The organism is Candidatus Enterococcus avicola (assembly GCF_047470845.1).
GTDB lineage: Bacteria > Bacillota > Bacilli > Lactobacillales > Enterococcaceae > Enterococcus_D > Enterococcus_D casseliflavus.
The window spans coordinates 56775-78279 of the sequence record NZ_JBLGTY010000004.1; the positions used below are offsets into that span (position 1 = coordinate 56775).

The 21505-nt window shown below is 42.3% G+C and carries 17 protein-coding genes; 6 read left to right on the forward strand and 11 right to left on the reverse strand.

Going from position 1 to position 21505, the window contains the following annotated elements:
* On the reverse strand, nucleotides 1-948 hold the full coding sequence (locus tag ACI3E5_RS05350; RefSeq protein ID WP_016608821.1) for a permease: 948 nt from the start codon (nucleotides 946-948) through the stop codon (nucleotides 1-3).
* A 220-nt stretch (nucleotides 949-1168) separates the two neighbouring features.
* Between ACI3E5_RS05350 and ACI3E5_RS05355 the strand changes: the two genes are divergently transcribed.
* The gene (locus ACI3E5_RS05355; protein WP_395997459.1) at nucleotides 1169-1531 is read left to right on the forward strand and encodes a thioredoxin family protein; all 363 of its coding nucleotides are present in this window, start codon (nucleotides 1169-1171) and stop codon (nucleotides 1529-1531) included.
* Between the two features lie 93 nt (nucleotides 1532-1624).
* Here ACI3E5_RS05355 and ACI3E5_RS05360 read toward each other — a convergent pair whose 3' ends face one another.
* Nucleotides 1625-2299, reverse strand: a complete 675-nt coding sequence (locus ACI3E5_RS05360; protein WP_005228549.1) for a redox-sensing transcriptional repressor Rex — start codon at nucleotides 2297-2299, stop codon at nucleotides 1625-1627.
* Nucleotides 2300-2516: 217 nt separating this feature from the next.
* Here ACI3E5_RS05360 and ACI3E5_RS05365 point away from each other — a divergent pair, with 217 nt between their 5' ends.
* The 4 genes from ACI3E5_RS05365 to add all read left to right on the forward strand — a co-directional run bounded on the left by ACI3E5_RS05365 (nucleotide 2517) and on the right by add (nucleotide 7694).
* Complete coding sequence (locus tag ACI3E5_RS05365) at nucleotides 2517-4448, forward strand: ABC-F family ATP-binding cassette domain-containing protein (RefSeq protein WP_395997460.1); 1932 nt, start codon at nucleotides 2517-2519, stop codon at nucleotides 4446-4448.
* 100 nt (nucleotides 4449-4548) lie between these two features.
* A complete protein-coding gene (locus ACI3E5_RS05370) occupies nucleotides 4549-5271 on the forward strand; it encodes a C39 family peptidase (RefSeq protein WP_016608824.1) in 723 nt (240 codons plus the stop codon).
* A gap of 148 nt (nucleotides 5272-5419) precedes the next feature.
* Nucleotides 5420-6526, forward strand: a complete 1107-nt coding sequence (gene ald, locus ACI3E5_RS05375; RefSeq protein WP_498820985.1) for an alanine dehydrogenase — start codon at nucleotides 5420-5422, stop codon at nucleotides 6524-6526.
* A 151-nt stretch (nucleotides 6527-6677) separates the two neighbouring features.
* The gene (add, locus tag ACI3E5_RS05380) at nucleotides 6678-7694 is read left to right on the forward strand and encodes an adenosine deaminase (RefSeq protein WP_325815979.1); all 1017 of its coding nucleotides are present in this window, start codon (nucleotides 6678-6680) and stop codon (nucleotides 7692-7694) included.
* A 630-nt stretch (nucleotides 7695-8324) separates the two neighbouring features.
* Here add and ACI3E5_RS05385 read toward each other — a convergent pair.
* Both ACI3E5_RS05385 and ACI3E5_RS05390 read right to left on the reverse strand, forming a co-directional pair.
* Nucleotides 8325-9749 (reverse strand): 6-phospho-beta-glucosidase, encoded by a 1425-nt coding sequence (locus tag ACI3E5_RS05385; RefSeq protein ID WP_498820987.1) that lies wholly within the window; start codon nucleotides 9747-9749, stop codon nucleotides 8325-8327.
* 11 nt (nucleotides 9750-9760) lie between these two features.
* Complete coding sequence (locus ACI3E5_RS05390) at nucleotides 9761-11617, reverse strand: beta-glucoside-specific PTS transporter subunit IIABC (protein ID WP_498820989.1); 1857 nt, start codon at nucleotides 11615-11617, stop codon at nucleotides 9761-9763.
* Between the two features lie 470 nt (nucleotides 11618-12087).
* On the opposite strand from ACI3E5_RS05390, the gene ACI3E5_RS05395 reads away from it, so the two are divergent.
* Nucleotides 12088-12909: an MBL fold metallo-hydrolase gene (locus tag ACI3E5_RS05395; RefSeq protein ID WP_325815982.1), complete on the forward strand. Its 822-nt coding sequence runs from the start codon at nucleotides 12088-12090 to the stop codon at nucleotides 12907-12909.
* A gap of 35 nt (nucleotides 12910-12944) precedes the next feature.
* On the opposite strand, the gene ACI3E5_RS05400 is transcribed toward ACI3E5_RS05395, so the two are convergent.
* From ACI3E5_RS05400 to tkt, 7 genes are all read right to left on the reverse strand, one after another.
* Nucleotides 12945-13832 carry a MurR/RpiR family transcriptional regulator gene (locus ACI3E5_RS05400; RefSeq protein ID WP_034858971.1) on the reverse strand — a complete coding sequence of 296 codons (888 nt, stop codon included), beginning with the start codon at nucleotides 13830-13832 and terminating at the stop codon, nucleotides 12945-12947.
* A gap of 128 nt (nucleotides 13833-13960) precedes the next feature.
* Nucleotides 13961-15139: an MFS transporter gene (locus ACI3E5_RS05405; RefSeq protein WP_498820992.1), complete on the reverse strand. Its 1179-nt coding sequence runs from the start codon at nucleotides 15137-15139 to the stop codon at nucleotides 13961-13963.
* Nucleotides 15140-15429: 290 nt separating this feature from the next.
* Nucleotides 15430-17187: a 1-deoxy-D-xylulose-5-phosphate synthase gene (locus ACI3E5_RS05410; protein WP_325815983.1), complete on the reverse strand. Its 1758-nt coding sequence runs from the start codon at nucleotides 17185-17187 to the stop codon at nucleotides 15430-15432.
* A 408-nt stretch (nucleotides 17188-17595) separates the two neighbouring features.
* On the reverse strand, nucleotides 17596-17763 hold the full coding sequence (locus ACI3E5_RS05415) for a hypothetical protein (RefSeq protein WP_325815984.1): 168 nt from the start codon (nucleotides 17761-17763) through the stop codon (nucleotides 17596-17598).
* Nucleotides 17756-18430, reverse strand: a complete 675-nt coding sequence (locus ACI3E5_RS05420; protein WP_325815985.1) for a zeta toxin family protein — start codon at nucleotides 18428-18430, stop codon at nucleotides 17756-17758. The genes ACI3E5_RS05415 and ACI3E5_RS05420 overlap by 8 nt, the downstream gene beginning before the upstream one ends.
* 236 nt (nucleotides 18431-18666) lie before the next feature.
* Entirely contained in the window at nucleotides 18667-19386 is a 720-nt protein-coding gene (locus tag ACI3E5_RS05425; RefSeq protein ID WP_002334615.1) for an HAD family hydrolase, read from the reverse strand.
* 72 nt (nucleotides 19387-19458) lie between these two features.
* Nucleotides 19459-21459, reverse strand: coding sequence for a transketolase (gene tkt / locus ACI3E5_RS05430; RefSeq protein ID WP_325815986.1), 2001 nt, complete (start codon nucleotides 21457-21459; stop codon nucleotides 19459-19461).
* Nucleotides 21460-21505 lie beyond the last annotated feature (46 nt).

Here is a 21505-nt window from a genome sequence, read left to right on the forward strand (position 1 = left end):
TTACACCACCCATGCATAAATTGAAACGACGATTGCGACTAAACCAACTAAAGAAGCGATAAAACGCCCCGAAAAGTACCGCTTCATCATCAACAGGTTTTTAATATCTACCATTGGACCAAAAACCAGGAAACCGACGACTGGTCCAGTGCCGAATAAACTCAACAACGAAGAGCCGATAAAGGCATCTGCTTCGGAACATAGGGATAACGTTAGTGCCAACAACAGCATGACGAAGACCGCTAACAGCTTCGTGGAGCCTAATGTCAGCATCAAACCAGTTGGCAGATAGGTCTGCATCGCTGAGGCAATCAACGCACCAATGATCAAATAACGCCCAGTATCGAAAAACTCATCCAAACTATGCTGCAGCAAATGACGAATCTGCCGAAGGAGCGGATGACTGCTCTTTTCCGTTTGATGGTGGGCGTGATCATGCCCCTGATGGTGTGGGTGAGCTGCCTGCTCATTCCCGCCACTTAATTGATTGGCAAGCCGTGTTTTTAAGATCTCTTGTTTGTTAAAATACGCCAGCCAGATCCCCACGACCATTGCGACCAATAAGCTGCCCAGTACACGCAAAAAGGCGAACTTCGCGGAATTTCCAAAGGCAATGAATGTAGAAAAAATCACGATAGGATTGATGATCGGTGCAGTCAGCATAAAGGCAAACGCCGTATACACTGGAACCTCTTTTTTTACGAACTGATTAACGATCGGTACGATCCCACATTCGCAGGAAGGAAAAAAGACCCCCAGACCACAACCAACTGTGATCGATGCCAATTTGTTTTTTGGTAAGAGTCTCGTGACTCTTTCTGGCGTCAAGAAGACTTGTAAGGCACCTGAGATCAAGCAGCCCAATAGGACAAACGGCAAGGCTTCAATGACGATAGATAAAAAAATAACACTCATTTGCAGGACAGAATTCGGTAATGCCTGAAACATAACTTTAACCTTCTTTATCAATAAATTCGAAACGCTGGAATTACTATACGTTTTTTCCTTTTTTTATACAACGTTTTTTTTAAAGCAGCCTATTTTTTTAATCGTTGCTTTAGATTTCCCTTATCTTTGAATCCTTCTTACTCACCTAAGCGATCAGCTGCTAGCAGATATTTTGACTTTTCCTCAAGAACAGCGTACATTTTCCATGGAGGAATGACTTATGCAAAAAAATCAACCGATCCAAGAGCAGCTCGCCCAACAACCGTTGGCACTACTCTATCTCTCTCAACCGAATTGCAGTATTTGTGTTGCGGACAAACCACGCATCCAAAAACTGGCACAAACCCAACAACTCCCCCTATTTACCATCAACACGCTGGCAGAGCCAGAAGCAGCCAGTTTATTTTCGGTCTTGACGGTTCCCGTCGTCCTCTTGTACGCGAATGGGAAAGAAGTGCATCGTGAAGCCCGCATCATCGATTTCACACGTTTGACTCAACAAATCTTGCGGTATCAAGAAGCGCTCACAAGCGTTGAAGAGCAAGATTCCTACGAATCACTTTTTGACCAGTTAGACGAGTAAGTTCAGTGGTGAAAATGCAAAAAACAGCTGTCAGATCGTTGTGTATACTACGATCTGGCAGCTGTTTTGTTGGTTCCTATTTATATGATGCGATTATTCGCTTAGTGATGGTTCTTCTACTGGCTCTTCATGGGACAAGACGTTGCCTGAATGCAAGAAATAAATCAATGTTTGCAATTCATTGGTTAAGTCAACGTTTTGAATCAGCACGCCTTTTGGTGCAGTGATCCGTGCAGGTGTAAAGTTCAAGATTCCTTTAATGCCAGCTTTCACAAGCTCGTTCACTAAATCTTGTGAATGTTGTGCGGGAACCGTCAAAATAGCCACATCGATCTGCTGGATCTTCACTTGTTCCTTCATGTCATCCATTGGATAGACCGGCACACCATCTACGATTCGACCAACTAGATCTTCGTTGACATCAAATGCGGCACTGATCCGAATGCTGTTGCTTTGGTGAAATTTGTATTTCAACAAGGCGCTCCCCAAGTTTCCGACACCGACTAAAGCTACATTCGTCATGTGGTCTTCGTTCAATGTCTTCGCAAAGAACTGCATCAAGCTTTCAACATCATAGCCATAGCCGCGTTTTCCTAATTCACCAAAGTAGGAAAAGTCGCGGCGGATCGTCGCACTATCAACTTGAACAGCTTCACTTAGTTCGGTCGAAGAAACTTTTAATTTGCCAGCTTGGTGCAAAATACGCAAGTAACGATAATATAAAGGCAATCGCTTCGCTGTTGCCTTTGGAATTTGATGATCTTTCAAAGAATACTCCCCCATTGTGAAAAATTCACTTGTGATGAAGCTATCATAACAAATATATTGTTCAAAAATCAATTTGAATGCTCATAATTTGAAATATAAATTTTATAATGGTAAAATCAAACTTTTTCCCAATCGCCGTTTCCCTTAAAATATGATAGACTTGTAGTATTGTAACCTTGATACAGACAAGTTTCTTAAAGATAGGAATGACATACACATGATTTTATTACAAGCCAACCAAATCGCCCGTCTTTTCGGAGCCGAGGTTTTATTTGAAAATATCCAATTAGAGATTGCCAGCAATTCCCGAATCGCGCTTGTTGGGCGCAACGGTGCTGGTAAATCAACGCTACTGAAAATTATTGCTGGACTCGAAAGTCCTGATAAAGGAACGATCGCTAAAAACAAGACCGCTACGATGGGCTACTTAGCTCAAGATACCGGACTTGCTAGTCAGGCCACCGTTTGGGAAGAAATGCTAGGAGCTTTTGCAACGGTTCGGCAGATGGAGCAGCGCATGCGTACCTTAGAGATCGCCATCTCCGAAGCAGATCCTGCTGCTGACTCTGGCAATCTCCTGAAAGAATACGACCAATTGCAGCATGAATTTGCAGAAAAAAATGGCTATGGCTATGAAAATGAGATTCGCTCCGTCTTGCACGGTTTTCAGTTTGATCCTTCTTTTTACACGCAAGCCATCAATACCCTTTCTGGTGGTCAAAAAACCCGCTTGGCATTAGCAAAAATGCTGCTGCAAAAACCTGATATCTTGATCCTCGATGAACCGACCAACCATTTAGACATCGAAACGTTATCTTGGTTGGAAAACTATCTACAAGGATATGCCGGTGCATTGCTGATCGTTTCCCATGACCGTTACTTCCTAGACAAAGTCGTCAACGAAGTCTACGAACTGAGTCGCCAAAAAATGCGCCACTACAAAGGCAATTACAGCCGCTATTTGACCCTGAAAGCGGAGCAGTTGCAAAGTGAATGGAAAGCCTTTGAAAAGCAGCAAGAAGAAATCAATAAACTGGAAGACTTTGTTGCCCGCAACCTTGTCCGTGCCTCTACCACCAAACGCGCGCAAAGCCGCCGTAAGCAATTAGAGAAAATGGATCGGCTGGATCGCCCGCAAGGAGATGAAAAATCCGCCCACTTCCTTTTTTCCATTGAAAAGCCTTCAGGAAATGTTGTGATGCAAGTAGAAAATGCCGCTATCGGTTATTCTGAAGAAGAAGTCTTATCGGCGCCCATCGACTTAGATGTTCGGCGCAAAGATGCGATCGCTTTAGTAGGACCGAATGGGATCGGCAAATCAACCTTACTGAAATCGCTGATTCATAAAATCCCCTTTATTCAAGGAAAGGTCCATTTTGGCGCCAATGTCTCAATCGGGTACTATGACCAAACTCAATCCGATCTGCATTCAACCAAAACGATCCTCCATGAGCTTTGGGATGACCACAGCACCACACCTGAAGTCGAGATTCGCAATATATTAGGCAGCTTCTTATTTTCTGGAGAAGATGTTGAAAAGCCGATCACGCTGTTAAGCGGTGGCGAAAAAGCCCGTGTCGCTTTGGCAAAATTAGCCATGGACCATGACAATTTCTTGATTTTGGATGAGCCAACCAACCATTTAGATATCGACAGCAAAGAAGTCTTAGAAAATGCGCTGATTGATTATGAAGGCACGTTGTTCTTCGTATCTCATGACCGCTACTTTATCAATCGAATCGCCACCAAGGTCGTGGAACTGTCTGAAAAAGGCAGCAAGCTCTATCTAGGCGATTACGATTATTATTTAGAAAAGAAACAAGAAGAAGCTGAGATCGCAGCAATGTTGGAAGCAAAAACAACCGAAACCACCCTCTCAGCGGGCAAGCAAAACTTTGTCCAAAGCAAAGAACAGCAAAAAGCCGTTAGAACCTTACAGCGTAAAGTCGCCCAAATCGAAGAAGAACTTGCCGCAATAGAAGAAACGATCCAACAACTGGAACAAGACATGACCGCACCAGATGCGTTGAATGATCATGTCAAATTGACCTCGTTGAATCAAGCATTAGAACAAGCCCGCACTGAACAAGAAGCCCTATTAGAAGCATGGGAAAGCACTAGCTTAGAACTAGAGGCATTTGAAAGTTGATCGTGGAATCGGTCTGTAGGCCGATGACAAGCGCCCCCTCCTTTGTTTTACTTAAAAGAACAGGATGAATACTTACGATTCGTAAAACAAGGAGGGAAAAATGCAAAAACAGACAGATGTTTATCGAAAGCGTCGGCCAATGGTTGTTTTGGCAGGATTGGTGTTGATTTGGATAGGGTTCAATCGAATCTCTCATCACGTGTTGTACGGAGAGTTGTCCGAACACGTGCACACCGTCGTTGCCTATGATGAGAGTTATGACGACGAATATGTTTATTCTCAGGCTATCTTTAGTGATGACATCAATGCTTATTTATGGGAAATGGACATCACAACACCGATTTTCTTGCAGACGAACGAAGATTGGGCAGATAGATCCTATGGCAATGACGGCAGCCAAACCTTAGCAGAAAACGGCTGTGCGATTGCTTCTCTTGCGATGGTTCAATCCTATCTTGAAGGCTATCCCATTTCGCCATTGGAAGTCCTCGATTGGGCAGGAGATCATTATTACGTTGACGGCCAAGGAACGGACTGGCGGATTTTTTCTGATTTTGCCGATGCAAACGGCTACAACTATTATGATCTTGGCACAGATCTAGCCAGCGTTGAAGCTTACTTGCAACAAAATCATCCCGTCATCGTTTCTGTGACTCCAGGGGAATTTACAGATGGCGGCCATATTATGGTCTTAGGTGGAATGATGGACGATCAAGTGTTTGTCTTAGATCCCAATGATGATCCAGAAAAATCCCATTACGCTATCTATTACACACTAGATGAAATCGCTAATCAAAGCTTACGCTTTTGGACCTTCAGCTGATTGATCGAAAAAAGTCCCCTTTCGGGGCTTTTTTCTTTGTCGTGGCGTAGGCAGCAACTGGATCTTACTTTTTTAATAAAAAAACCATTCTTTCTCCCCTTAGGAATCCGCTTTCTATTATAATGGAAGAAAGAAAGGTGTGAAGTCTATGAAAATCGGTATCCCAAAAGAAATCAAGAACAATGAAAATCGTGTGGCATTGCCGCCCTCGGGAGTCTATGAGTTAGTCCAAGACGGACACGAAGTCTTCGTTGAACAAGGCGCTGGTGCAGGATCAACCTTTTCTGATCAAGCGTATCAGGAAGTCGGCGCTACGATTACTACCTCTGAAGAGGTTTGGGCCTCTGAATTGGTTATGAAAGTCAAAGAACCTTTACCAGAAGAATACCCCTTTTTGCATGAGGGACTGGTTTTATTCACCTATTTCCACGTAGCCACCAATCAACAGCTTGCTCAAGCGTTGATCGACAGCAAAGTGATCGCTGTTGCTTATGAAAACGTCCAGCTGGCGAACGGCACCCTGCCTCTGCTGTCCCCCATGAGTGAGATCGCTGGAAGAATGTCTGTTCAAATCGGCGCACAATTTCTCGAAAAAATATATGGCGGAAAAGGGATCCTGCTTTCAGGTGTTCCCGGTGTCCGTCAAGGTCGGGTAACGATCATTGGTGGTGGCGTTGCCGGTGAGAATGCCGCGAGAGTCGCTGTAGGTTTAGGCGCACAAGTGACGATTTTAGACGTTTCGATCCCACGCTTACAAGAGCTGGATCGACAGTTTTCTGGTCAAGTTCAAACCTTGTATTCCAATCGCTTGAATATCGAACGAACGATCCAATCCGCAGACTTGGTGGTAGGAGCCGTCTTATTGCCAGGACAAAAAGCCCCGTGCTTAGTGACCCGCGACATGGTGAAACAGATGCCTGAAAAATCCGTGATCGTCGATATTGCCATTGACCAAGGCGGAATTTTTGAGACCGAAGACAAAGTCACTACCCACGACGAGCCAACCTATATCCGGGAAGAAGTTATTCACTATGCAGTCGCGAATATGCCAGGTGCTGTGCCGCAAACGGCAACCATCGCATTGAGCATTGCCACCTTACCGTATGCCCAGCAGCTAGCGAACGATCCTTTAGCAGCGTTGCGAGAAAATCAGGCACTTGCCAAAGGGGTCATCGCCTATGAGGGCGCATTTACTTCAAAAGAAGCCGCTCACGATCTGTCATTGCCTTTTACCGATCTATCGGAATTGATTTGAGTCACTCTCCCACAATAAAACCAGCAGCCGCACAAGTAATTCGCGGCTGCTGTTTTGCTTTCTATGAGAATTTCCTTTTTTGGGTAGCATGGGCTTTGGAAGTATGCTATATTCATACTTAAAAAAATTCGACCTAGACAGGAGGAACACTGTGCTTACTCAACAACAAATCCAAGCATTTCCCAAAGTAGAACTTCACTGCCACCTCGACGGTTCCATTCTTCCAGAAACATTGATCGCCATCGCCAATCAGCAAGAACTACCGATCGAGCAAGACATAGAAGCTGTGAAAGCACAGATGCAAGCCCCCAAAGATTGTCATGACCTGAGGGATTATCTTCGCTGCTTTGATTTCGTTCGGCCGTATTTGCAAACACAAGAAGCGTTAGCAGCTGCCGCCTATGATGTGATGGAACAAGCCGCTCAAGATGGGGTCGCTTATATTGAGATCCGCTTTGCTCCCAGCTTATCGATGGACAAAGGACTCACTTGCAGCCAGACCATCCAAGCCGTGATCGAAGGCATCGCACGAGCAGAAGAACGCTACCCAATCAAAGGCAATGTTTTGATCATTGGGATGCGTCAAGAAGACCTACCAGCTATTACGGCGATTTTTGATGAAGCGATCGCTCTTACCGATGAAAAAGTCGTCGGTATTGATCTGGCAGGTCCAGAAGAAGACGGGTACGTCCCTGATTTAGCTGCCAGCTATCAAGTGTTCCTCAAGAACCAAAGTGTCCAGCTGACCTTACATGCAGGCGAATGTGGCTGTGTGCAAAACATTTATCAAGCCATCGAAAGCGGTGCGCAGCGGATTGGCCACGGCATCGCCTTAAAAGGAGATCCTACTGCTCAAGCGTTTGTTCGAGAACAAAATCGCTGTATCGAAGGCTGCCCTACCAGCAATGTTCATACGCGTGCGATCCCCGCATACTCGGCATACCCATTAAGAGAATGGCTAAAAGCTAAGGTCCCTTTTTGTTTGAACACCGATAACCGAACGGTCTCAAACACGACATTGACCAATGAATACCTGCAAATGGCTCATCATTGCGACATGTCCGAATCAGAGATGCGCTTCTTAAACGAAACTGCCGCTCAGCATTCCTTTGCGGAAGCTTCCGACAAAGCGGTACTCTTGAAAAAAATTCAAGAATGGCAATTCTAATAAACATGGACGCTAGTGATCCCTACTGGCGTCCATGTTTATTTCCAAAACGATCAACTCTCTTTCCTTCACGCAAAGAAGAGCCGATCGATCCGTGTTAACCCCACCTTACCTCACATTTTCTATTATTATAAAAATAAAAAAGCTGTTTAGATGAAAGCTCATCCTAAACAACTTTTCTATGCTAGATAAAAATTTGTATTCAATGTCAGCGTCTTTGAAGAAAAGTGGGCAATTACTCCCATTTTCTCTTAGTCAATCATCTATATTGGATAGCAAATACAAACAAAATCAACAATAAAAACAAGAACGCTGACACTAGGATCGCTAATAGTGAAAAGCGTTTTTTTATCTCATGATTTAATTCTTCTTGAAAGGAATGTTTCATAGACTTTTCTCCATAATAGTTATCAATAGTTGTATCATACCACACTAATGATAACGCTTTCTACATTGTCTTTACTTTACCAAATTCTTCATGGGCAGATAATGCAGATCCAATTTCATTTTTGGACGTTCGCCTTAACGTCTATAAAAAAACTTCACAGTAGTACCCATTCTAAGAGGTACCACTGCAAAGTTATATGTTCTTCTAATTTCCGTTATTGAAAGTATGAATGCCAATCGATCTTATAGCCGATCCCCATTTGAAGCGATCACTTTTTTATACCACTCAAAGGATTTTTTCTTGGTTCGTTTCAAGGTGCCATTGCCTTGATCGTCTCGATCCACGTAGATAAAGCCGTAGCGTTTACTCATTTGACCCGTGCTGGCTGCTACAAGATCAATACACCCCCAAGTAGTATAACCAAGTAGTTCCACGCCATCGATCATCACTGCATCTTTGAAGGCTTGAATATGTTTTTTTAAATAGTCGATCCGATAATCGTCTGCGACAAACCCATTCTCATCAGGGGTATCGATCGCCCCTAACCCATTTTCTACGATAAACAACGGTTTTTGATAGCGATCATACAATTGATTCAATGAATTTCTCAGTCCTAACGGATCAATTTGCCACCCCCACTCAGTCGATGATAGATGTTCATTTTTAATTGATGGAAAGAGATTCCCTGTCGCTTGCGCATAGTCTTCTGGGTGGGCACTGACCGTTCGCGAACAGTAATAAGAAAAACTGACAAAATCAACAGGGGAAGCCGCTAAAATCGCCTCGTCCTCAGGTGTTATTTTGATTGTTAAGCCTTCTCGCTCAAATTTTTTCAAGGCATAATTGGGGTATTTGCCTCGGGCTTGCACATCGATAAAGAAATACCCTTCGCGATCACGATTGATTACTTCTTGGTAATCTTCAGGTCGGCAAGTATAAGGATAATGACTGCCGCCAGCCAGCATACAACCAACTTGATTGGTCGGATCGATTTCATGAGCCTTTTGGGTTGCTAAGGCACTGGCGACTAACTGGTGATGCGCTGCTTGGTATTTGATTTCTTGACGATTGTCCCCTTCTTTAAAGACGATCCCGCCACCTACAAAGGGCTGATGCAGCAAAATATTGGTTTCATTGATTGTCAGCCAATATTTGACCAACCCGCGATAGCGTTGGAAGACGGTTTCCGCATAAGTCACATAGAAATCAATGAGTCGGCGATTTTTCCAGCCACCAAATTCCTTGATCAAATGCAGCGGAACATCGAAGTGGGCAATCGTGACTAATGGCTCGATTTGATGTTTTCTCAATTCTTTGAAGATTTTCTCATAAAAAAGCAGTCCTTCTTCGTTGGGCGCTTCGTCATTGCCATTTGGAAAAATCCGTGACCAAGAAAGTGACATCCGATACACGTTAAAACCCATTTCGGCAAAAAGGGCAATATCTTCCATATAATGGTGGTACATATCAATGGCCGTTTGGGCTGGATAAAAAGAATCTTCCTGCCATTCCAACATTTCCAGTTCACCAGCAGCGACCTTTGCGCGATCAGGACCAGTTGGTAAGAGATCGACATTTGATAAGCCACGTCCTCCTGCTAATACGCCTCCTTCTGCTTGATTGGCAGCCGTTGCACCACCCCATAAAAAATCATCTGATAATCCCATGTTATTTCCTCCTAAACTTTGACTACAAGTACTTCCTCTTCTTTAGCTACCAATCCTTCCTTCACAAGTTCGACTGCGGTATATTGTGGTGTATTGGTAACGATGATCGGTACTTGTGTGACATATCCTGCAGCTTTTATCTGCTGTACATCGAACATCAGCAGTCGCTGCCCTTTTTTAACTTTTTGCTCTGCTTCTACTAACGCATCAAAATACTGACCATTTAGTTCCACTGTGTCTAAACCGACATGGATCAACAATTCAATTCCCGTGTCTGAAACCAAGCCAATCGCGTGTTTGGTAGGAAAAACAGCAGCGACTTTTCCATCAAAAGGCGCAATGACTTCACCGATGGGTTCATCGACCGCAAATCCTTTTCCGAGTGCTTCAGAAGCAAATGCGTCATCTTTGACTTGATTCAGTGGCATCACGGTTCCTGGTACAGGATTGATCAATAGGGTATCTTCTAAGACTACTGCTTTCATATCTGGAACATCAATTGTCACTTTTGTTTCATATTTGAAACTTAAGACATAGGTAACGACCGCACTCACCACAGCTGCAATCACCAATGCGATAATGATATTCCAAAAATAGCGCATCGTATCATCACCGATATATAGTAAGACTGCTGGGAGACCAGACGAACCGGTCGCAAAGCGATGCGTATTGGTCAAGCCAGCATACAAACCACCAGAAGCCCCACCGATCATTGCTGCAACTAACGGATATTTTTTTGGCAAATTGATTCCATATAAAGCGGGTTCAGTAATCCCCATGTAGGCAGTGATCGCCCCTGATACCGCCAACTGCTTAGTCTTTTTCTCTTTCGTACGCAATGCGACAACTGCTACTGCGGTTGCTTGAGCAATGTTTGAGACCAATGCCCCTGGACCAAAAATACTGTCATACCCAAGTTCTGCCATTTGCATCACCCCTAAAGGAGCAATCCCATTGTGCAAACCAAACATCACCATGATTGGTAAAAAGCCCCCAATCAAAACCGCTGGAACCCAGCTAGCATGGACACTTAAGAAGGTAAAGAAAGTTGCCAAATAGCCACCCAAGATACTACCGATCGGTCCAAATAGCGAGAAGGCTAATGTACCCATTATCAAGAATGTTAGCATTGGAACAAAAACCAGTTCTACTGATTTTGGAATCACTTTGTTCAAAAACTTTTCGACATACGATTGGAAAAAAATCACGATCAGGATCGGAATAACTGATCCCGTATAGTTTGCTAATGTAAAAGGAATAACCCCAAAAAAGTGAACGGGTTCGCCTGCTGTGACCAAGGCACCCCAATTAGGATGCATCATCATAGCAGCCACTGAAGCCGCTAAAATCGGATTGCATCGCAATTTTTGTGCCACAGTGAAGGCCAGGATCATTGGTAAGAAGAAGAAAACACCATCTGCAAAAAGATTCAGCATGTAATAGGTTTGCGAATCAGCGGTGATCACATCAAAGACGATCAACAAAGCCAAAACTGCCTTAACCATTCCAGCACCGGACAATGCCGGAATAATTGGTTGAAACGTTCCTGCCACAAAATCGATCACTGCAGCTGCCGGTCCTTTTTTCTCCCCAGGCACTGACGTCCCTGATGATTGAAGCGAAACCAATTTTGTGACTTCTTCATAGACATCTTTGACATGTGTTCCAATCACGACTTGATGTACCCCTGCGTTATTGATGTATTTGGCAACCCCATCGAGTGCCTCTAATTCTCCTTCATCTATACGCTTTTCATCTTTGACTTTAAAGCGTAATCGTGTTTGACAATGATAGGCATCCGTGATATTTTCTTGTCCCCCCAGATACTGGACGATTTTTTTTGCTAATGATTGATAATTTTCACTCATACATTCCACCCCTAGATAAATTTCAAAGAAAATCTATGTTGTATGTGCTTACCGGTATAACATACTGTTCTTTCTGCCAGCAATGTACCATTTTTAGAGAGCGGTTCCAATCTTTTTTCTTAAAGACGAAATGGATTTCATCTTTTCATTAAATACCGCTCTTTTTTCGAAATTTATTCCACGAAAAGCCCCCGCATTGCCTTGACGAAGCCAGGAGAAACAATGGTATAATTTACTCTATGAATGCGACACTTTTGAATTGTGGCAATCAAAAACAATCGATGAGCGCACGCCATAGAATAATCATGTAAAAAAAGGCGGCACAATACTCTCTTAAAATTACTGGAACTGCAGCTTCTTTCCCCCAAACCGTTGAAGCACCTCATAATGGAACAACGATTCAGCATAGCCTGTTACGAACGGCGATGCTGCGTTGGATTAAAAAAAAACAGGCGAAGGGAACGAAAAAAATGACAAACGCAAAACAAGCAATCCCTCCAAAAACGATTGTCTTTAACGAAAAAGCTTTTCAAAAAACGGATCAAACAATCATTCGATGGTTAGGAAATTCCGGCATTCTTTTAAACAGCCGGGGTACTTGTATCATGGTCGATCCGGTCTTAGAAGGATTTGACCTGCCGTTACTGATCGATCTGCCAATCAAACCGTCGGCAGTTCCTCACTTAGATGCGGTATTGATCACCCATTCGGATAACGATCATTACAGCATTCCGACAATTGACAAATTCGTTTCTGTTACCGACAGCTTTCATGGACCCAAGTATGTCGCCGAACTTATAAAAGAGCACTTTCATGTTACTGCCCAAGGCCACGATATCTATGATTCATTCACCGTGAAGAATTTGACGATTTCTTTAACAAAGGCGTATCACCTTTGGCAAAATGAAACGACAAAATTTGATCGTGTCTTCCAAATTGAGGACTATTGTGGCTTTTGGATCGATACACCTGATGGCTCCTTGTGGATTCCTGGAGATTCTCGTCTTTTACCAGAGCAATTAGAGATGCCTCAGCCAGATGCGATCTTGTTTGACTTTAACGACAACGCGTGGCACATCGGCTTTGAGAATGCCGTCAAGCTGGCAAACACCTATCCGCATGCTGAATTGATCCTCTCCCATTGGGGAACAGTGGATGCTCCGCATATCGATGCCTTTAATGGGGATCCTGAAGCTTTGTACGATCGGATCGTCAATCCAGAGCGGATTCGTCTTGTCGCTGCCGGTGAGCCAATCGAATTGAAATCAACCACTCCTAACAATGTACAATAGGGAAAAAGGACCACACCATATTCGGTGCGGTCCTTTTATTCTTCTGCCATCTCTTTAAACGTCGTTTTTCGGCTCGTCTCTAAAAAACGAGCATTGGTGATTTTCATTTGGATATTTTCCTGATAATCGAGGGAAAATATCTTAGCAAACAAAACTGTCAAAAGGAACTGAATCGATTCTTCTGTGGAAAAATTTCCGATTTTGGAATACAGTTTTTCTCGGCTAGCAATCGTCAAGACGATCGTCGAATAGTCCCGCAAATAGTTCTCTCCACCACTCGTAATACTGATAATCGGCACACCATTTTTCAACAATGTTTTCACATTTTTCATAGGATACGTTTCTGAATTATTACCAGAATAAGAGATCAGAATGGCACAATCCTTTGGGGTCAGCGTATTAGAAATCAAGCCAGATTCATCCGCATCTGCAAGAAAGGCTTTTTTATGGATCGTGTTTAAGTTGCGTTTAAACAGCTGTCCGAAATAAGAATTTGGACTACGCCCATAGATGACGATGGTTTGAGCGCCATTGATGAGCCTCGCAGCTTGATTCAGGTCTTTTACGGTCATAAGTGCCGCTGTTTCTTTAATCGTTTGCATACGCAAGTTCGCCAAGTTTTCAATGATTTCTAATGTGTCTGCAGCTTCATCAAAAGGAATGTTCACATCGATTGCTGCTGACCCATCATCAAAATGAGCCAATTCGTGCATGAAGGCATATACAAATTCTTTCCAACCAGAAAAGCCAAAATATTTTGCAAAACGGACCAGCGTCGGCTTGGAAGTATGGGTCAGTTTTGCGATTTCTTCCATACTATACTCACTAACTTTTTCTCGATTGCTTAATAAAAAGTCACCAATCGTTCGTCTCGCATCATTTTGTTTAAACGCTGCTTCTTCAATTTTTTGAAAAAGATACATTTGGTTCTCCCCTCTGATTGACGCCGGCAGTTTGTCTAGTACGCTCAACTCATCATTGTTTCTTTTTATTATAAGCGATGAGAAGGATGAAATGAAGATGGAAAAACGAGGATCAAGCTAGCTTTCGCCTATCCTCGTTCAAAATACAGAAAGTATTTATTTCCCAAAAAAGCTAGAACACCAATCAAGCACAACAAGCCCCCTGATAGAATCATCTGCATCCCTGCTGTTTCATTGCCGCTGACTAGTATCAGCAAGCGCGATGCATAAGGTGCTAACGTGACCCTTAAATTGTAAGCAACGATCGAGACGATCGTGCCAAACTTAGCTTCCGCTTCACCACCAGTCGTCAGCAAGTGGGTGAAAAAAGGCATGATGTTGCGAAAGGCAAAGCCTAGTAGTAGAGAACAACCCAAGAGCAGCCCCACCGTCTGCAAGGGATACGTCAAATAGATGCTGCTTCCTGCAAGCAATGCCGCAATGGGTAGCAACCAGCGATGTAGGCGGCTATATATCAAGCCAAAGGCATTGCCTGCGATAAATGCCCCCGTCGCAATGGCGGCGATCATGTTACTGCCATCGGTCGCATCACCGATTCCTTTTTCCAACAACAACGGGGTGATCTGCAGATTGTAGTTGATAAACAAGATAACGATTAGAAACAAGAGCACCCCCAAAACAAATGACTTTTGTTTCCGTTCTTTTGAAACCGTCACGTTCGCTATCAGAGCCGCATCAGTGTTCGCTTTTGTTTCGTTGGGAATAAACACCTGAACAAAAAAGAGACTGATCAAGGCAAAGCCATAAACGAAGAAAGAGATCTCCCAACTGATCTTCACTAGCTGCCCTACCAGCAAAGTCATAAAGATACCGCCTAAACCACCGACGGCACTTTCTAACCCAAGAGCCTTGGCTTTCTTTTGCGGCTCATTTTGAAACAACAAACTAATCATTTGAATCGCCAAACGATTGAATAAGCCGATCCCAAAGCCAAGAATCGCGCGCGAAAGAAACAAGACGGGAAAGCTCCCCTGATACCATGCCGGCAGCGTGCCAAAAATCGCCACAATGACCAAGCCGGTGACCATCGTGTATTTTTTACCGATCCTTTTTTCGATCATGCTGGTAGTAAAAATCCCCAGCAAAAGAAACAATGACGGAATCGTGGTCAGTAACCCGACGTAGACCGCATCTACTTCTGGAAAGCTTGCCGCAATTGCGGGAACATTGGCAGAAATCGCCGGTGCCGAATAGACGACCATTGCCACCGACAACAGTGCCAACAACTTCATTGAAAAAAATTTCATAGTTACCCCTTTTCTTTTTTCAAAATACTTTTTTATTTTCTCTGAGCTCAACCGGATAAGACACCAAAGCAATCTTTTCCTACCTCTTTATTATTTGCTGGATCGCCAGCATTTGACCAATGCTTCCTACGCTGAGGCTTTATGCTTGAAAAGCATTGGTCTTCTGCATTTGCTGCAGATCGTCACCGATAGTCTGCGAAAAAACCTTGCAGTCTGTTTTTCTGCAAGGTTTTCTTCGATCATTCATTTTTTAACAATCCTATCAGCCACACAAGACACCCTAAGAGAACTTATTTCTGCAGCTGTTCTATGACATCTTTCGTAATTGCCTCAGCAGTGATACCAAGTTCGGATAAAACGTCCGCTGCTCGGTAGTTATCATAAAATTTCTTTTCTAAGCCATAGTTTTTGACGGCAATCTCACGATCACCAAGATAGCTGGCAATCATTTGTCCATAGCCGCCCTCTCGTATGCCGTCTTCCAACGTGACAACGAGTTTATGCGCTCGTGCCACAGCATCCAGCAACTCTTTGTCGACCCCTGAAATAAACTTAGGATTGATCACCGTTGGGGTAATTCCATGTTGCATTTTCAATTGTTCTGCGATCTCTTCCGCTAGCGCATAAAAGTTCCCAACACCGACGATGGCTACCTGCGTGCCAGCTTGAGTCACTTCATTTTTTTGATCGCTATAGTCAGTAGAGACTGCTACTGCCGTTTCGTTGACAGGTCCAACCGGTACCCGGATCGCAACTGGTGCGTTGGTTTGTTCCAGCGACCAATCCAACATTGCCAGATATTCTTCTTTAGAGGTTGGCGCAAGATAAATAAGGTTGGGAATATGTGCCAAAAAGGGGATATCAAAAATTCCCAAATGGCTCTCGTCATTCATGCCGTGGATCGATGCACCGTATACCAGAATCGTTCCAGGCAGATGATTTAAGGCCAAATCATGGGAAATTTGATCAAAACTACGTTGCATAAAGGTAGAAAAAACGGCCCAGACAGGTTTCGCTCCATTTTTTGCTAACCCAGCAACCATCGATACCGCATGTTCTTCTGCAATACCCACATCTACAAATTGTTTACCTGCTTTTTCTCGTTGTTCTGGAGAAAAAAGCAGCATCGGTGTACCAGCATTTACTGCCACAACTTTAGGATCTGTCGCCATTTTTTCTAATAAATAATCCGTCGTTAAGCTGTTGTAGGTTACTTGATTGCCGCCAGCAGAAATATATTCGCCTGTTTCTAGATGAAAGGGACCACCTGCATGAAACTTTTCACGATTTTCTTCCGCAAACTTGAAGCCTTTGCCTTTGATCGTATGAATGTGTAATAAAACAGGATGATCAATGTCTTTCACTTTTTCAAATAAAGCGATCAAGGCAGCGAGGTCATTTCCTTCATCTAAATAGTGGTACTCAAAACCAATCGCTTTGAACAGATTGTCTGCTGCTTGCCCCTTGGTTTCCCGTAATGCCCGCAAATTCTGGTACATCCCCCCATGGTTTTCTGCAATCGATTGGTCATTGTCGTTGAGGATCACGATAGTATTGGTGCCTAATTCCACAATATTGTTCAAGCCTTCAAACGCTAAGCCACCTGATAGAGAACCATCGCCAATCACGGCAACGACGTTATACGTTTCATTTTTTAGGTCACGGGCTTTCGCCACACCATTTGCCAACGAAACTGAGGTGGAGGTATGACCGACCGTAAAGAGATCGTGCTCGCTTTCTTTCGGATTCGTGTAACCAGAAACCGCATCATACTGCGTAGCATCAAGAAAAGCATGGGCGCGTCCCGTCAGCATTTTATGGATATAGGTCTGATGAGACACATCAAAAATCAGCTTATCGGTGGGGGAATCAAAGACCTTATGCAACGCGATCGTCATCTCAACCATCCCCAGATTAGGGCCATTGTGCCCTCCATGGTGACTGATTTTTTCCAATAAAGCAGTTCGTGCTTCTACTACCAGTTCTTGAAGTTGCCCACTGGTCAATTCTTTTAACGCTTTGGGGCTTTTGATTTTTTCTAATAACATGTACGTACCTCCTGTAAAAATATTCGAATGATTCGTGCGTTTGCTCACAAGAAAAAAGACACGAAGTCGAAATGAGTAGATCGTTCTCTAGAATAAAAAAAGCGGCAATCGGAGCTAGACGCTCTTTTTTAAATTCCTGTCAAACCAAGGAATAGCAAGTTATCCTGAAGGGAAATTGTGATTTTTCTTAGTTTCAACAATTGCTGCTCATTTCTTCTATCTAAAAAGATACCACCTAGAGTTGACTTTAGGTCAAGTGATTTTTGTGAATTTATTCTATTTTGATCTTATCTTTACTGCATGCCCGCCATAATGATACAAAAAAAGATAAGAAGCGCTTGCTTCTTATCTCGGGTTTTACTTGTTCAATGGTCATTCTTAAGAAACCTAAATTTTTTCATTGACCGCTTAATCTTCTTTCTCTAAGCCAACAAGCACTCGCTGTTTACGGTTCGATTCTTCTGCAACAAAGTTTAAAACTGTTTTCAATTCGCTAGGCGTTGCCTTTTTCTGTAAGATCGAGAAGTTTCGATGATATTTTATCATGATTGTTTCTACTTTTTCTTTCTCAGTCATTGAGCTTCTCCTCCAATTCTTCCTTTGTGTATGTTAATGGCAAAGCGAACGATACATTGTCAACTGACATCAACGTATGAGAATGGCGATTTTGAAAATCTTTTATAAAAATATTAACGGTCACATTTTCTTTAAACAATTCCTTCATTTTAATCAAGTTATATCTTGATTGAAAAAAAGCAGTTATAAAATGTTCTTTAGGAACAAAGCGTCCTTCTATTTTTTCACGTTGCTTCGTATAATTCCAAGCAATAAAAGGATCTTGATAGATATAATAGATAAGCACATCATAATTCTTTTTTAAGCATCGCGCAATATTTTGATCAGCTTTTTTAGTGGCAAATGTCCCATCAAGAATAAAACTATACCCTTTTTTTAAGACTAAATCCAAAGCAGCATCAACAAGCAGTGCGGACCCTCTTTGAAATCGGTACGAATTATTTCCTAGATATCCTGGAAATTCCTTTCTAAATTGATCCGCATCGATCACACATAGATTGCTATTTAACATAGTCAGCGTTTGTGCAGTCTCCGTTTTCCCTGATCCTGGACTACCAGCCATAAAAATAGCTGTTTTATCAGTTTCTACCTGTTTTCCATCAATAACTGATGTAATCAATCTTTTTTTATTTTGTTTTGCATAGATTAAAGAAATATCATTCACCACTCTAAGTACACTCCCTCACTAACATTTATTAACTAACGTCTTACCAAAAAATCAACTTCTCTACCAATGCTTAATAAAGTGGCTTCTTTTATTGTAGTGAAACAAGAATCATTTATTGCGAGAAGTAAGATGGCAAAAATTTCTGTTAATGAACTATACGCAAAAAAAACAGACTACATTTGTCATGCAGTCTGCTTTTCCAGCTTTTTCTTTTTTTAGTGTTTTTCCCAGTGTTTTCAGAAAGATTGTTTTTCTATGCATATAAGAGAATCAATAAAACGGTTCATAGTTTCATGATTATTAACGATATAATCTGGGATTATATCACAATCAGTTTTAGTAGAATTTCTACGATTGACCCATACAGCTTTCCAACCAGCTTTTTTGGCACCAATAATGTCATTCACAAAGGAGTCTCCTACATAATAAGTAGTCTCTCTATTTAGCCTCATGGCCTTTTCAGCATATTGAAATATTTTCAAATCCGGTTTTGAAAAGCCGAGCTTTCCAGATACAAAGATGTTTGTGTCTGGTATCCATTTGTTTAGACCTAACGCTTTTATCTTTTTCATTTGATGATCGGCAGGTCCATTAGTAATAATCCCTAACTGAATACCATTCTTTGAACAGCTATTAAGTGCATCTTTCATTTCAGGTAATAATCGAATTCTTTCTTGATTCATTTGATAATCGATTTGAAAATTTCTTCCCTGCTCATCCGTAATCGCTACCCCAAAATGTTTGAAGGCATTGCGAATGCGATAAATTTGCATGTCGCTAAGGGATAGCAAGCCTTTGGTTGTCTTATCAAAAACTTGATCACTGTACCTCCGACTCAAAGAAAAGAGCTCTTCAATTAGAATATTCCTAAACGAAAAATTTTTCTCATACGCTTGTTTAAATGGAACTAACTGATCATACAGTGTGTCATCAACATCAAAAATGACTGTCGCCATTTTAAATTCCTCCTTAACTAAAAAACCGGAAGAAAACACTCATAGATTGTGTTTTCCCGGTTAGTTAACAAATTATAGTGAATTGTAGGTATCAATGATATTCTCAACAGTAAACCCGTAATTGGTTATTACTGTGTCTCCCGGTGCACTCGCACCAAACCGATCAACTGAAATTGATTTCCCATGTAGACCAACATAGCGTTCCCAACCAAAGCTCGAACCCATTTCTATTGAAACTCGTTTTGTCAAAGAGCTTGGTAATACTGATTCCCGATACTCTTTAGATTGCTTTTCAAATAAATCAAAACTTGGAAGGGAAACAACTGAAACATCTCTTCCTTGTTTCAGTAATTCTTTTTGAGCTTTAATTGCTAGGCTTACTTCAGATCCTGTAGCAATCAATACACCATCTGGCGCTCCTTTAGAAGCATGCTTTGAAAGAACATAACCGCCTCTGGCTACCCCTTCTTCGGCCATTTTTAATGTTCCTTCAAGAACCGGTAAATTTTGTCTACTTAAAACTAATACCGTTGGTGTTTCCTGTGACCTCATAGTAACTTTCCAAGCAGCTACAGTTTCATTGCCATCAGCTGGTCTAATAACATGAACGTTAGGCATACATCTGAGGCTAGCTAATTGTTCAACAGGTTCATGGGTTGGTCCATCTGCTCCAACTGCTATAGAATCATGGGTTAACACATAGATTACTGGAACATTTTGTAATGCACTCAGTCTTATCGCTGCTCTCAAATAATCAACAAACACGAAAAATGTGCCACCATATACTCTTGTCCCGCCATGTAATTGAATCCCATTCATTGCTGCTGCCATAGCGAATTCCCTCACACCAAACCAAATATTTCTTCCACTAGGATTTTCAGGTGTAAACTCATCAGCACTGGCAATCATAGTATTGTTGGATGCTGATAGATCTGCTGAGCCTCCCCAAAAATACGGGATCCCTTTTGCTAATTCCTGAATCGTTTCCTTACTTGTAACCCGACTCGCCGCACTTGTTCCTAACTCATATTTAGGAAGCGTATCGTCCCAGCTTTCAGGTAATCTACTTTCATGAGCAAACTGATAGTGTTTCGCTAAATCAGGATAACTTTTTCTGTACTCTGAAAAGAGAGTATCCCACTCTTTTTCTGCCTTTTTCCCCCTGGATAAGATATGGTGATCAAATTGTGCTCTCGTTTCTTTTGATACAACAAAACTGTTTCTTTCATCGACGCCATAGAATTTTTTAACATTTTTAGCATCTTCTTCTCCAAGAGGAGATCCATGAACTTTTGATGTCCCTTGATTCGCTGAACCATACCCGATTATCGTTTTAACTTCAATTAATGTTGGTCGCTCTACTTCAGATTTGCCTTTTTCAATGGCATGATAAATCATCTCAAGGTCATTCCCGTCTTCAACCAAAATATGCTGCCAACCATAGGCTTGAAATCTTTTTCCTACATTTTCTGTAAATGAGTGATCTGTTGGACCATCTAGTGAGATATCATTTGAATCGTACAATACAATTAATTTCCCTAATTTCATGTGACCAGCCATAGAACATGCTTCTTGTGATACGCCTTCCATCAAATCGCCATCGCCACACAAAGCATACGTATAATGATCGACAATGGGGAAACCTTCTTTATTGTAGGTAGCGGCTAAATGTTTTTCAGCCATTGCCATTCCGACAGCCATCGCAATTCCTTGCCCCAGAGGTCCTGTGGTAGCTTCCACCCCATCTGTATGGTTCACTTCAGGGTGTCCAGGAGTTTTGGAGTCCCACTGACGAAACTGTTTCAAGTCATCCATAGAAACATTGTATCCTGCTAAATGCAATAAGCTATATAGCATTGCTGATCCATGGCCAGCAGAAAGCACGAATCGATCTCGATTTGTCCATTTTTTTGCTGTTGCTGGATTGATTTTCAAAAATCTGCTCCATAAAACATAGGCCATTGGGGCGGCACCCATAGGTAATCCTGGATGTCCTGAATTTGCTGCTTCAATAGCATCAATGCTTAAAGTTCTTATCGTGTTGATTGCTTCTACATCATGATTATTAAACATTTTTCCTCTTCCTTAGACAAGAATAGCTAATCATATGATTAGCCAT

Excerpts from the sequence above, each read along its gene's own strand:
- ACI3E5_RS05350 (WP_016608821.1), bottom strand. The coding sequence starts at position 948 with ATGTTTCAGGCATTACCGAATTCTGTCCTGCAAATGAGTGTTATTTTT.
- ACI3E5_RS05355 (WP_395997459.1), top strand. The coding sequence starts at position 1,169 with ATGCAAAAAAATCAACCGATCCAAGAGCAGCTCGCCCAACAACCGTTG.
- ACI3E5_RS05365 (WP_395997460.1), top strand. The coding sequence starts at position 2,517 with ATGATTTTATTACAAGCCAACCAAATCGCCCGTCTTTTCGGAGCCGAG.
- ACI3E5_RS05370 (WP_016608824.1), top strand. The coding sequence starts at position 4,549 with ATGCAAAAACAGACAGATGTTTATCGAAAGCGTCGGCCAATGGTTGTT.
- ald (WP_498820985.1), top strand. The coding sequence starts at position 5,420 with ATGAAAATCGGTATCCCAAAAGAAATCAAGAACAATGAAAATCGTGTG.
- ACI3E5_RS05385 (WP_498820987.1), bottom strand. The coding sequence starts at position 9,749 with ATGGGATTATCAGATGATTTTTTATGGGGTGGTGCAACGGCTGCCAAT.
- ACI3E5_RS05390 (WP_498820989.1), bottom strand. The coding sequence starts at position 11,617 with ATGAGTGAAAATTATCAATCATTAGCAAAAAAAATCGTCCAGTATCTG.
- ACI3E5_RS05395 (WP_325815982.1), top strand. The coding sequence starts at position 12,088 with ATGACAAACGCAAAACAAGCAATCCCTCCAAAAACGATTGTCTTTAAC.
- ACI3E5_RS05400 (WP_034858971.1), bottom strand. The coding sequence starts at position 13,832 with ATGTATCTTTTTCAAAAAATTGAAGAAGCAGCGTTTAAACAAAATGAT.
- ACI3E5_RS05405 (WP_498820992.1), bottom strand. The coding sequence starts at position 15,139 with ATGAAATTTTTTTCAATGAAGTTGTTGGCACTGTTGTCGGTGGCAATG.
- ACI3E5_RS05410 (WP_325815983.1), bottom strand. The coding sequence starts at position 17,187 with ATGTTATTAGAAAAAATCAAAAGCCCCAAAGCGTTAAAAGAATTGACC.
- ACI3E5_RS05415 (WP_325815984.1), bottom strand. The coding sequence starts at position 17,763 with ATGACTGAGAAAGAAAAAGTAGAAACAATCATGATAAAATATCATCGA.
- ACI3E5_RS05425 (WP_002334615.1), bottom strand. The coding sequence starts at position 19,386 with ATGGCGACAGTCATTTTTGATGTTGATGACACACTGTATGATCAGTTA.
- tkt (WP_325815986.1), bottom strand. The coding sequence starts at position 21,459 with ATGTTTAATAATCATGATGTAGAAGCAATCAACACGATAAGAACTTTA.